Here is a 12,810-nt window from a genome sequence, read left to right as displayed (position 1 = left end):
CCTTTCCATCAAGGAGATTCTCCCATGGCAACGCTTGCCCCGCAGATTGACGCGCCTCGAGTTTCCGGCGCCTACAAGGTCGATATCTCCCGCGGTCGCAACATCGGACGGGTTTCGTCCGAATGGTTTTCTCGTCCCGATGACGAGAAGTTCCTGTCCCTCGAAGAGCTTTACGACAGCGTCCGCCGCCGCGCAGATCGCGCTCGCACCCGCGTGGTCGAAAGCCGCGACGTGCGTGTCGAGGCGACCATGGACAATGCCGAGCGCCTGAGCCTGATCGTTCCCGGAGAGGCGGAGCCGATCGCGCCGACCAACTGGTCCTTCGGTCAGCTCTCCAGCCTTGTCGGCGCGCCCGCCTCCTATCTTCGTAATCTTCCCGCCGCTCTTGCCGGGATCAATCTTCAGCATGGCCTGCTCAGCCACCGCGGCGAACAGGTGAAGCTGCTCAAGACCCATGAGGGCCGCGCCGAACTGCGCGCCGTAACTGGCCCCGACTATGGCCGCATCTGGGACCATGAACTGGTCGCAGCCGTCATGAAGATCGCCGGCAACGGCGTTTCGGATACGCGCTGGAAGGTGCCTGGTGTGCTCGATTGGAGCTCCATGCGGTACAACCCCTATGTCGACGTCACACGGGAAACGACCACGCTCTACGCGTCGGATCGCGATGTCTTCCTGTTCCTGGTTGACGATACGCATCCGATCGAAGCCGGCAAACTGCCCAATGGCGAGCCTGATCTCTTCTTCAGAGGCTTCTATTGTTGGAACTCAGAAGTCGGCTCCAAGACATTGGGAATTGCAACATTTTATCTCCGTGCCGTGTGTATGAATCGCAACCTGTGGGGCGTTGAAAATTTCGAGGAGATCTCGATCCGGCATTCCAAGTTCGCGGCCAACCGCTTCGCTCATGAAGCAGCACCGGCCCTCGAGAGCTTTGCCGACAGCTCGGCTTTGAGCTTCATCGAGGGCGTCAAGACAGCGCGCGGTCGCATCGTCGCGCGCACCGATGAAGATCGCGAGACCTTCCTGCGCAAGAACGGCTTTTCCAAGACCGACACTGCCAAGATCATCCAGTCGGTGATCGCCGAGGAAGGGCATCCGCCCGCGAGCCTGTTCGACTTCGTGCAGGGTATCACCGCGCACGCCCGCGCGAAGTCCAATCAGGACACCCGGCTCGAGATCGAAGGCAAGGCGCGCAAGCTGTTCGCCAAAGCCAACTAAGGCCCACCTCTCGAAGGACACGCCGTTCCGCTCCTCCGCGTCGCGCGTGTTCGCCGTCACGTCGGCCGTCGTCCGGCTCCTCAATCCCAACACCAGCGCGGCGGCTTCGACCCAGGTCGGAGCCGCCCTTTTCATTCCGAAAGGATCAGATCATGCACGCTTCCGCCCAAACCGAACTGCATAGCTTCACCGTCGACGTCGAATTCTCGAGCGGAGGCGAGGCTTATGCGACCGAGACCTACAAGGTCGAAGCCACTGACTGGTATCGCGCCCAACGCGACGCGCTCGAGATGTCGGTCTCCAGTCCCTACGACAACGTCCGCATCCCCGATCTTACCCGTCGCGTGGTCGCCCGTTAACTGACCAGCTTCTCCCGCTGGCTTCCTGGCCACGGGAGAAGCCCGCTCTCGAGCAGCGTATCCCGACGTCATCACAGCGCAACAGCGCCCTGGGCCGCCTGAGGCGCAAAACCGGCGAGGGGAGGGCGCGACGAGAGTGCCGGTTCCGAACCGGCGCAACGGAGATTATCGTCATGTCCGACCACGATGCCCGCGCGCTCCTTAGAGAGGCGCTCGACTTCTTCAACGATCACCCACGTTTCAGCCTGCGGCGAGATCGCAGCCGCAACAGCTACGAACTGGCGTCACGGATCGACGCCCTTCTTGCACGCGACAAGCCTGCCTTGGCCGTCGTTGCCGCTGCCCGCGAGCGCTGGGAAACGGCCAATCTTTTGCGCGTGGACGCGAACGCGCTGGCTGTCGAACATGATGAGGACGGCTATTGGGTGCGTGCCTGGGTGCGCGTGAGCTCTGCCAGCATCGGCGATACTCCCGCGTTACAAGCCGAACGATACGCCAGGGCGATCGCGGCGTTGCCCGAGACGACCCGCGACGTACTGTTGGGCCACCAGCGCGACCGGCAGGATCTAAGCGCGATCGCTTCACGCTTGGGCATCAACACCCGCGACGTCGAGCAGCATCTCGCCGATGCGATTCTGGCGATTGGTCGCGCGCTCGATGGGGCGTGACCTCGCCTTAGCCTTTCCCGACACCAACATTCCCGAGGAGCATCAGTCATGATGAGCGTCCTTCCACCGCCCGGGTCGTCCAAACGCGCGAGGCTGGCCTCTTACGATCACGCTTATGCGGTGGCCGTACAAAGGAAGCGTGAGACCGGACGGCCGCAATTCGTGCTGCGTACCGGCGACTCGTTTCAGCCTTTCCAAGTCTCCACCAGCGGCCCGCAGCGCCACCAATCCGTGATGACCCTCATCCTCTAAGGGGGCGCGTCGACGGGCGGGCCCATTGGGAGAACTGAGATGTACACGCCGATGCATCCTGCGCTTGCCGCAGTAAACGACGATCAGCGGTACGCGGCCCTTTACGGTGTCCCGGTGGTGGCCGCCTGGGGCATGGGCGTCGACAGCACGGCGATGTCTGTGGAGAATCGATAAGCGCATATGACATTGGCGGTTGCAGGCAGTATCTGGCGGCCTTCGAGAACCATAAATCTCATTCGCAGAATCGGTTCTCGATTCGCCGGTGGCCCCCGAGAATCGATAAGTGATTCTGCCCCGGATTACTCGATGGTGTAGCCGAGCGCGCGATATCCGGCCTGACGCTTGGCGGCCATGCGTGAGAGCATCGGGACCGCATCGTCGACATAGTCATAGACGAGCACGTCAGTTTTCCCGGCGTGCCGCCGATGCAGGCGCCCGACATACTGCGCGAGCGTCCCTTTCCAGGAGATCGGCATGGTCAGGAACAGCGTGTCGAGACGGTCGTCATCGAACCCTTCGCCGATATAGCGGCCCGTTGCGAGGATGAGCCGCTCCTCGCTGTCAGGCACACGCAGTGCCGAGTCTGCCACCTTGCGTTCCGCTGCGCTCATCCCACCCCGCAGCACCACGAGATTACGCACGAACCGGGATAACCGGCCCTGCAGATATTCGAGATGGTCCTTGCGCTCTGTCAGGATTACTGGCGAGCGCTTCGCCTCCAGGGCACGGAGCACGTCATCGAAGATAAGATCGTTTCGGGCCTCGTCCTGCGCCAGCGCGGCATAAACCGCCGGCATCGGCGGTCTGTCCATGATCGCGAGCGGCTGCGGCAGCCGGAATGCTGTGCGTCGTTGCCGTGTGCGATGGGCGATCCCCCGGCGAGCGGCCTGGGTTCGCGCATCTACCCGATAGCGGATCGGGCCGCATTGCATGAAGATGATCGGCTGATGCCCATCCTTGCGCGCAACCGTGGCGGACAGGCCGAGCACGAACCTGGCCTTGGCGCGCCGGGCTACAAGTTCGAAGCTCGCCGCGGACAGGTGATGGCATTCGTCGACGATGAGGTGACCATAGTCGCCAACCAGATCCGAGACCTCGCCGTGCCTTACGAGGCTCTGTATCAGCGCCACGTCGATCACGCCCGTAGGCTTTCGCTTGCCACCGCCGATCGTCCCGATCAGCTTCGGATCGATATCGAGGAACGTTCGCAGCCGTTCGACCCATTGGCTGACCAGCTCCTTACGATGGACGAGCACGAGTGCATTGACCCGCCGCTTTGCGATAAGGTGTGCGGCCACCACCGTCTTGCCGAACGCCGTCGTCGCGGCCAGCACCCCGTCATCATGTGGATCGAGCGCCTCGACCGCCCTTTGCTGGGGTTCTTCGAGATCACCCTGGAAGGACAGGCCGTCCGGGAGCGGAGTCCCTGCCATTCGCTGGTCGTCGATCCTGACAGTGCTTCCATGAGCAGCTATAAGCGCAACCAGTTCGTCGAGGCATCCTCGCGGCAGCCCGATATGTTTCTGGTGAAGCTCCGCGCAGGAGATGATCCTCGGTTTGCCGAACGTCGGCAGGCGCATCGCCTGCGCCCGATAGAACTCGGGATTCTGGAACGCCGCGAGCCTGACGATCTGCGCGGTTAGCGCCGCCGGCAACCCAGTCCGGTCGATGTAGACCTGATCGCCCAGCACGATCCCAAGTGTCTCGGGCAGCGGTTCGGCCACAGGCAACAAGGGCGGCCGCCGGGACGGTGTCATCCGCCAGGGCTCGGCGGCATGCTCGTCCTCCACCGGCATCCGCACACCCAGCACCCGCCCGCGCATTTCCGCGTCGGCCACCATGCGCGCGGCGTCGTGCGCATCCAGCTGCGACAGCGAAGACAGGAACGCCCATTGATCGGGATAGGGGCGCAACTGCTCATCCACGAACAGGCTGTTTCCACGCCGGCGGGCATGCCCCTGCAGCGGCAGCGCGATCAGATTGCCGAACCCGCCGAGCGGCATGGTGTCCTGGCTCGGGAAGAAGCGATCATAGGAGCCGAACCCGATCTCCGGACGCCGCTCCATCGTGTCGGTCAATAGCGATGCGCCCAGCGCGCGGGCGGTTCGTGCCGGCACGGCGTCGGCGAAGAATATCCAGACATGGCCGCCATTGCCGGATCGGGATCGCTCGAGCGCGGCGGACACCCCTCGCAGGCGGCAGGTTTCCATCATGGCGAGCGCGTCCTCGGCCCAGCTCGCCTTGTCGAAGTCGGCCGCGAGGAACCGGCAGCTCTCGTCCGCAAGCAGCGGGTAAACGCCCGCCACAAAGTCGCCCGCGTCGGATCGCGATACCGCCCGCCCACGCAGATGTTTGTCGATCACCTCGTCCGTCACGGGCAGGAACGCCTGGTGCGCGCACTCGCCGCATTTGACCTGCGGCTTGTCACAGAGTCCGCGTTTCCACTCATTGCCGCAGGCGGGCGCATAGCCGCCGCGCCCGGTCTTGCGATTCTCCCAGCGCAGTGGGAAGACATCTTCACGACCGGCGAACAGCCTGCGGAACAACGCGACCTTCTTGCCTGTCGGCGATGTCGCAGTTACCGGAGGATCGGAGAACAGGGAGATCGCATCAGCTTTTCGGTGCTCGGTCGATTGTTGCGTCGCGACGGCATCCAGCGCTGCGATCACCGCCGCCCGCTCGTCATCCAGGGCCTTGAGCCGGGCCCGCAGCCGCGCCGCTTCATCTGTGCCGGCAGATCCGTTCACATCGCTGCAGTCGTTTCGGGCAACCGATCACGATAGACTCCACGGATCACTTTTTCGGCGCTCTCGCGGTGATAGAAGGGCTGCAGCTTTCGGCTTCCAACGATCGCCGGCACCAGACCGGCGCTTCGCAGATGTTGATGAACCCTGACGGCATGGGTAGCTTTGCTGGGGATACGCGCCAACTCGGCAGCACTGACGAAGCGCGCACCGAACGCTTCGACCTCCGCTCGCCGTAAGGCGGGCACGATCCTGAGCCGTGTCTGTTTCCTGTCGATTGTCAGCCATCCCATTTGTTTGAGCTTTGCAACCGTCGGGATGGTCACGCCGAGGTGGCGCGCGGCTTGCGCCATGAGCATGAACACCGGATCATCCTTATATTCGAGGCCGGCGATCACCGCGTCGGTATCGACCAGTATCTGCGCAATGCCTCGTTCGCTGCGTAAGCGGCCCGTTGCCCTGATCTGGCCGCGCAGCAGCCCGCCGATAATCGCCTCCGAGGACCGATAACAGATGCGCACGGCGCGCAGGATCGTCTCGCTGCCCGGTGGCGGCGCTGTGACGAAGGGCGCATCGCCGTGCAATGCAATGAGGAAGCGGTCGAGATCGGCCAGACGATACTGTGCCGGGATCGACGCTCCACCAAGCGGGAAGGCGCGGGGAAGATAGCGTCGCGTTATGAGCGCCTTGAACAGCCCGAGACCGACGCCGAGATAACGCCGTGCCTCCTCGGGAGAACAGGACTCGCGGAAGAAGGCCGTCAACGGCTCCTCGAGGGATTTCGGCACGACCATACCCCGGGCGTTGCTGGACAGCGAGTCGATCAACCTCAATGCCGCAGCTACGGTCGCGACCCGTTCAGCGGATACGCCGCAGAGCTTCGCCAGACCGCCTAGCGTGGTGAGATCGCCTTCTGTTGCGGGTTGGCGGAACAACATCGTGCCTGCTGTTATCGGCACATTCTTCACCACATGATTCTTGACGGTCTCCCGGATTGGCTCGAGAGCCGGATTGGTGGACAGGCCGAGCCAGTATTGCAGACGCCCATAGACACCCACGGGCGTCAGGCGCTTGAGCGGACATGCTGCCAGCATCCCGTCCAGCATCTTTTCGAACTGGTTGGGGAAGTCCTCGCAGACCGCAAAGCCCGCCGCCATGGTGCGGGCACGCTCCGCAGGCTCCTGCCGGCGCCAGCTGACGATTAATCTGCCCCAGCGTGCGACCGAGCCCACCCATTGCATGATCTCGGCGGCGTCCGCGAACGCCAGGCTGTCGAGGAACGCGTGGGAGATGCAGGGGCCATCGCCAAGCCTGCCGACAAGATAGGCATCGCCGATCTTGCCGTCCGACGTGATCGCTTCAGTACATTCCTGCGTCAGATCGTGCCCACATGTGCAACGCGCTGGTGACAGGTCCGAACGGCGGAACGCGTGCCGACAGGCAGGACATGTCGCCAGCAGCGCCCGACCATGATGAGGACAACTCGATACCTTCGCCAGATCCCACCAGGAGCGCCGCCACGGTCGACAGGCGACCGGCCCGTGACCCTGCTCGATATCCGATCGCATGCAGTCCGGGCAGATACGGGCGAAGTGACAACTATAGCTGATATTGCCGCTGCGGCTCACCAGCTCACCTGCAAGGACGCTCCCACCCTCGGTCTGCATTATCGAGTTACGAAGCAATGTTTCGAGCGGCACGCCGCTGAGCCGCGCGATATCGTGAAAGCGTCGCCCACGCTCCATATCCCGAACGAAGTCGGTCCGGTCGACCAGCGGCACCTGACGCGCAAATTCCAGCTGGGTTTCACAGCCATGCCGCAGGGCAAGCCGGTTGAACAGTGCCCAGCCTGGCTCGAACGCTGCCGGCCGCACCCGCAACGCAAGTCGAGTTGCCGATGCTGTCATAATCCCTCGCGCACGAAGGGCCGCAGGGGTTGCGCGCCGCTTCCGCGCAGCTTTGTGACGCGGCTCATATTCCTGGGCGACGGAGGTACGGTGTCGCGCAGCCAGATCTCGCGTAGGCGTTCGGCCGAACACAGGAAGGGGTTGTCGTGGCGGGCCGGGCCGCCGCTCGGAACTGACGGTTCATCCTCAAGGATCGCATCGAAGTCCAGCATATCCCTGACGTCGGGCTCATAAATCGGATGCCAACCCGCATGAACTTCTCCCAACAGGTTCAGATCGATCGACCGTCGGCCGATCGCCAGTGCCACGCTCAGCGCCTGGCTCAGATATTTGGAGACGATCCCGATCTCGCCGCCCGTCGCGACGTAGATGCGTTTCGCCATCTCATGCTTCGCGAGGCCGGACGCATCCGGCAACCCCATCATCTTCTCCATGACGCCAAGCACGCCAGAGAACATCGTGCGGCCGCTCCGGGTCGCCCAGTCATAGGGCTTGAGGATGATCGTCGGTTGCAACCGACGGCGCAGTTGCATCGTCTTCTCGCCCGGCACGGAGATGTCGAGCAGCCGGGGAAGACCCGCGATCACGATCTGGACTTTCACACGGTTGAGCAATGACTTGATGAACTCGGTCACTTCCGCCGTCATGTCGGGATTATTCTCGTTCACCATGTGATGCCCTTCATCGATGAAGATCATCTCGGTGCCCGTCTCCTCGGCATAGAAGGCGATCTTCTCGATCACCTCGCTGGTGTTCCAATGGTCCCGCGCACGATAGCCGTAGGCGCCGAGGATCGCCCCTACCAGCGCCCGTCGCGTCGTCCGTTCCGGTGCTTCAACATAAACAATGCGGCGGATATCGGCGTCCTCTGTGGCGCTGTCGGGATAGTCGGCCATATAGTCCTCGAGCGCCGTCGTCTTGCCGGACCCAGCAGAGCCGATGATGAGCAGGGCCCGGGCCTTGAAGCGTCGGCTGTCCTCGCGCGGGCGGTATCGGCCATGTAACTCGCGGATCGCCGCCTTCGCTTCCATGTGCCGCGTATGCGGGATCACCGTGGTCTCGAACGCAAGCACGGCGTCGGGCACCGCTGGCCGTGCCGATAACTTCGCGGCGCGATGATGTGTCATCGCCTCGGGTCCGACCATTGTGCAACCAGAGCCTCGATGTCCGCGTCGAGATCTATCACGGGAGGCGACGGCACCGGTGGCTGTTTCGTCGCACGTGGTGCGGTTTCTACCGCCGGTGCCTGCGTTCCTATTTCAGGCGGTCCCTTTTGGCCTTCGATCGGCGTGAAGTAGCGACCGTCGGTCTCGTACCGCGCTGCCCGCGTCTTGCTGCGGACTTTACTCGCCTCACTTTGCAGCTCTCCCGCCGTCTGTTCGGCAAAACCGCGCGCTGCTTCGAGATCGGCGACCGTCACCGGCGCATTCTTCGGCAGGCTTCGCTTTGCGATCGAGCGATGGATCTTGTGCTGATATTTGGAGACGCCCCGCGATATGCTCTGGTCGACACACGGGATCATCAGCCATTCGCCGCGCTCGTCGTCGAGCAGCCAGACCTCACCCAGATCATAGGGATCATAGCGTAACTCCCAGTCTTTTTCCAACCCGCCGCGGCGCGCCAGCAGCGGTTCGAGCTTCTCCCGATCAGCATAGAGCAGCCCCTCATATTGGATGCCGATGTTGGAGATGCGCCGGAAGAAGGTCTCTCCGGTCAGCCGTACAATATGGTCGAAGTCGGGAACTGGGCGCACCGGGTAAAGCGCGCTGAGTTCTCGCCAGCGCTCATAGGGCGTGCATTTCAACGTATCGTGGACGCTGTGATGATAGTCGTCGACGATCCACTTGAGGATACGACTACGCACATCCTCGAGCGACAGCCTTGCCCGCGCCACCGGATCATAGAGATCCATGGTCCGCGACAATGTCGTGCCTTCCTCATGGCTGAACACCTGCACGCCGATGGTCTGGAACACGCGCTCGACCGCGCCCTTCAACCATGGCATTTTCACCGGCAGATTGACGATGCCGATGTCGAGCATCCTGGCGGCCGACTGCAGCGATTGCGACCGGAACTCCTTGCCGTTGTCGCAGATCAGCCATTCGGGCACGCCGTGGCACGGCCAGTCATGCTCAATATCGGCGAGCCCGGAGAGATCCTTCTTCCACAGGGAATGGGCAAGCGCTCTCTGAAGTGAGGCATAGGACGGCGCCTCGAAGCTCAGATGCACCCCTATAATCATGCGGGTGGCGCGATCGAGAAGCGCGGTGAGCCAGGGCCGCCCCAAGGCGCGGCCGCTGTCCGGATGCACCACCACCAGATCGATCAGGCAATGATCCACCTCCACTTCTTCGAGCGGCCGTTCGGGCGGGCTCCGCCGCTCGAAGATGCCGAACTTCAGCCAGGCGGCGCGCCGGCCGAAGCGACGCTCATATTCCTGCCGCTCGGTATAATTGTCGCGGATAAACACGCGGAAGGTCCGGTCGCTGACCGCAGGAACATTCTGTTCGCGGCACAAATCGACATAGCGGCGATAGGCATAGTTCTTCCGCCGCCGCGGCATGCCCAAATACCAGACTTCGACGGCCTGCCGCATGAGCTTGTAGGTATCGGGATGATCGCCGTCCTCGCGCGCATAGCGGGGTTGGCGTGCCCCGCGCCGATGATAATGCGGGATCAGGAGCCGGACATCCCGGCCGTGCCGGCTCCATACGCTATACCACGCCCGCACTGTATAGGGATTGGGCCGGGCCGCTTCCTTGGTGCGGCGCGGCTCGCCGTTCCCTTTTCGCCGCTCCGCGGCCATCCGGGCCGCAAGCGCGGCATCCTCGCGTTCCCATTGTTCATGATGCGCGGCGAAGACAGCCTCAGCGGCAGCGGCATAGGCGCCCATGAGTGTCGGGTGCTCGCCGCGAATCGCGTCGACCATGCGTACATAGGTGTCCCTGCGCTCGGCCTCGCGGCGGATTTCTTCGGGCCAGAACTCCCAGGTTTTCTCCAGCGTCTCGGCGATCACCTTGGGCAGGCCGTCCGCATTGCAAGGATGATGCGCCAGCCGCCGGGCGCCATAGACGATGTCGATTTCATCGTCGCTCCATGTTCGCGCATCGCTGCCGCTCTGCGGTCGCAGAAGATAGCCACGGCGCTTGCGCTCGATCACCAACCAGAGCGCCACCTGACCTTGATCGTCCCGGATCGAGAGCGTGTCGCCTTGCTGGAAGCACATCGGCGTTGCGTTCATTTCGCATTCCTTCCCCGCATGAGGACCGTGTCGTCATCGAGCGGTCGATCGAGATCCACCACAAGCTCGCCGACTGCCACGAGGCCGAGCACAATGTTGACATGCACGGGTCGGCCGCCGAGTGCCTCGGCGGCTGCGCCCAGGTTCGACGGAAAGGGGAGGCGGGTGATTATGGTGTGTATCGCGAGGAGGTTTTCTGCCGCCAGCACCGCCACCGTTGCGCGCAGCCGTCGCGCATTCGATAAGCGTGGCTGTCGCCGGATATCGGTGTCGAGCCACATCTCGTGCCGGGCCCCACGTGCGACGCACTCAGCTTCGATTGCTGGCAACCGTCCGCCCAAGGTCGGATCAGCCGCCAATCGTGTGGCCAGTTTTACCTGCCGGTAGATGACTTCGCCGCTCACCGTCTCCAATCGGATATCGGGGGTGTAACGCCGCTGTCGGCCTGCTTCCGTCCAAACGAACGTTGCCGGTTGCACCCCGAACTGCGCAACATCGGGATCGAAGTCGAGAAGCAGCAGCGCATCGCGCTCGAGCAGGCTCTCATAAGGTAGCGCATCGCCAGCCTTGATCGACTGATACCAGCCCGTGCACGATCTTTGCCCCGGCCGTCCTGCCGGATTTCGGGCGAACCGCACCGTTGCGCCAGAACGCAAACGGGCAGATTTGTCGGTCACGCCGGCATCCACTATTCTCCTTGCGGGAACGACTCGAATTGCCGGTTCAGTATAACTGCTTCCGCAAAGGGCGTTAATCGGTTCCGCTCAGACGATGATCGTCGAATGGGTTACGCGTGGCCTGCCACTGTCAGTCGTTCTGACCGCCGACACGGGCGTCGAGCGGGAAGAGACCTACGCCTACCTCCCGATCTTCCAGACGCGGCTTAGTACCGCCCCAATACAATCTGCACCTGAAACGGTGCCGAAGACTGCACGGCGAGACCGGTTCTCCGATCCTCTGGTCGCCAGAGCTCAGTCCATCTTCAAGGCCAGGTTGAAGCGCGACGTTTCCGCAGCGGAGGCGCGGCTCATGCTTGGGGACCTCACCGACTTCTACGAACTCGCAATAGATGGCTTATCGCGGATGAGCACGAAGCTTTCCGAGGCCAAGCCGACTGACAAGGCCATTTCGAACACCAAGTTCAAGTGATTTGTGACTTGACGAACGCTAGTCTCGAATAGAATAAATCGTGAACAAATGCTCCCATCATGATGGCGCGTCAAGCCCGGATGATGATCCGGCGCCATGGCCGTTTGCAGGTGGAGCGCAGCGGAACCGGAGGACGGCCATGGCGGTGACGCCATTTCCGGGGCCGGTGGCCGATAGCCGAGCGAGCTGTGGGGCCTGATGGTGTTGTAGTGCCGCCGCCAGGCCTCGATCAGGATTTTCGCCTCAGCGAGGGTATAGAAGATCTCTCCGTTGAGAAGTTCGTCTCGCATCGAGCCGTTGAAGGACTCGCAGTAGCCATTCTCCCAGGGGCTGCCAGGCGTGATGTAGAGGGTCTTCACGCCGATCCTGGCCAGCCATTCCTGCACCGCGTTGGCGATGAACTCGGGACCATTATCTGACCGTATATGTGCCGGTGGACCGCGGGTAACGAACAGTTCGGCTAACGTGGCCAGCACATCCTCGCTTCTGAGCCGTCGCGCCACCGGCAAGGCCAGGCATTCTCTGCTGGCCTCGTCGATGATCGACAGGATGCGGAACTTGCGGCCATCGTGCGTGCGCCCTTCGACGAAGTCGTAGGACCACACGTGCCCCGGATACTCGGGCCGCAGTCGGATGCACGATCCGTCGTTGAGCCAGAGCCTTGCCCGCTTCGGTTGCTTCTGCGGCACCTTGAGGCCCTCTCGTCGCCAGATGCGCTCCACCCGCTTGCGGTTCACATGCCAGCCAGCATCGCGCAGCAGGGCTGTCACCCGGCGATAGCCAAAACGGCCATACTGCCTGGCCAAGGCGATGATGTCCTCGGTCAGGGCGGCTTCGTCATCTGCCCCGCGTGGCGGCTTGCGCTGCGTCGATCGATGCTGGCCGAGCACACGGCACACCCGCCGCTCGGAGACAGCCATCATTGCCCGGATGTGATCTATACAGCGCCGCCGCCTTGCAGGGCTCAGAAGTTTAGCTGCGCTGGCCTTCGGCTCCCCGCGCAGCCTCCTGCAGGATCAGCTTGTCGAGCGTCAGATCCGACACCGCCCGACGAAGCCGCGCGTTCTCTTTCTCAAGGTCCTTCATCCGCCGCGCCTGATCCATCTTCAGGCCGCCATACTCCTTGCGCCAACGGTAGTAGCTCTGCTCGGTGACACCGATCCGGCGGCACGCATCCGCCACCGTCCCGCCCTGCGCCAGCACGATCTCGGCCTCACGCAGCTTGCTGATGATCTCTTCCCGCTTGTGCTTCCTCGCCATTCCATTCCT

9 protein-coding genes and 1 pseudogene are annotated in these 12,810 nt (G+C 62.9%); 4 read left to right on the top strand and 6 right to left on the bottom strand.

From position 1 onward, the window contains the following. Positions 1 to 24 precede the first annotated feature (24 nt). From F1640_RS24470 to F1640_RS25640, 4 genes are all read left to right on the top strand, one after another. Positions 25 to 1,221 carry a DUF932 domain-containing protein gene (locus F1640_RS24470; protein ID WP_194922130.1) on the top strand — a complete coding sequence of 399 codons (1,197 nt, stop codon included), beginning with the start codon at positions 25 to 27 and terminating at the stop codon, positions 1,219 to 1,221. Positions 1,222 to 1,373: 152 nt separating this feature from the next. Continuing rightward, positions 1,374 to 1,580 (top strand): hypothetical protein, encoded by a 207-nt coding sequence (locus F1640_RS24465; protein WP_194922013.1) that lies wholly within the window; start codon positions 1,374 to 1,376, stop codon positions 1,578 to 1,580. Positions 1,581 to 1,753: 173 nt separating this feature from the next. Then, positions 1,754 to 2,248, top strand: coding sequence for a sigma factor-like helix-turn-helix DNA-binding protein (locus tag F1640_RS24460; RefSeq protein ID WP_194922011.1), 495 nt, complete (start codon positions 1,754 to 1,756; stop codon positions 2,246 to 2,248). A 291-nt stretch (positions 2,249 to 2,539) separates the two neighbouring features. Then, positions 2,540 to 2,674: a hypothetical protein gene (locus F1640_RS25640; RefSeq protein ID WP_255530712.1), complete on the top strand. Its 135-nt coding sequence runs from the start codon at positions 2,540 to 2,542 to the stop codon at positions 2,672 to 2,674. Between the two features lie 125 nt (positions 2,675 to 2,799). Here F1640_RS25640 and F1640_RS24455 read toward each other — a convergent pair whose 3' ends face one another. The 6 genes and pseudogenes from F1640_RS24455 to F1640_RS24430 form a co-directional block, all read right to left on the bottom strand. Next, the gene (locus F1640_RS24455; RefSeq protein WP_194917675.1) at positions 2,800 to 5,247 is read right to left on the bottom strand and encodes a DEAD/DEAH box helicase family protein; all 2,448 of its coding nucleotides are present in this window, start codon (positions 5,245 to 5,247) and stop codon (positions 2,800 to 2,802) included. Beyond that, complete coding sequence (locus tag F1640_RS24450) at positions 5,244 to 7,151, bottom strand: TniQ family protein (protein ID WP_194917677.1); 1,908 nt, start codon at positions 7,149 to 7,151, stop codon at positions 5,244 to 5,246. Before F1640_RS24450 ends, F1640_RS24455 begins: the two co-directional genes overlap by 4 nt. Next, on the bottom strand, positions 7,148 to 8,278 hold the full coding sequence (locus F1640_RS24445) for a TniB family NTP-binding protein (RefSeq protein WP_194917679.1): 1,131 nt from the start codon (positions 8,276 to 8,278) through the stop codon (positions 7,148 to 7,150). Before F1640_RS24445 ends, F1640_RS24450 begins: the two co-directional genes overlap by 4 nt. Continuing rightward, a complete protein-coding gene (locus tag F1640_RS24440; RefSeq protein WP_194917681.1) occupies positions 8,275 to 10,392 on the bottom strand; it encodes a DDE-type integrase/transposase/recombinase in 2,118 nt (705 codons plus the stop codon). Before F1640_RS24440 ends, F1640_RS24445 begins: the two co-directional genes overlap by 4 nt. Beyond that, on the bottom strand, positions 10,389 to 11,081 hold the full coding sequence (locus F1640_RS24435) for a hypothetical protein (protein WP_194917748.1): 693 nt from the start codon (positions 11,079 to 11,081) through the stop codon (positions 10,389 to 10,391). The genes F1640_RS24440 and F1640_RS24435 overlap by 4 nt, the downstream gene beginning before the upstream one ends. A 552-nt stretch (positions 11,082 to 11,633) precedes the next feature. After that, a pseudogene (locus F1640_RS24430) lies at positions 11,634 to 12,801 on the bottom strand (IS3 family transposase); the annotation flags it as partial. Between the last annotated feature and the right edge of the window lie 9 nt (positions 12,802 to 12,810).

The sequence above is a fragment of the Novosphingobium sp. NBM11 genome (assembly GCF_015390225.1).
Taxonomy (GTDB): Bacteria; Pseudomonadota; Alphaproteobacteria; order Sphingomonadales; family Sphingomonadaceae; genus Novosphingobium.
Note: the sequence above shows the minus strand (reverse complement) of the source record. Positions and strands in the feature narration are given on the sequence as shown.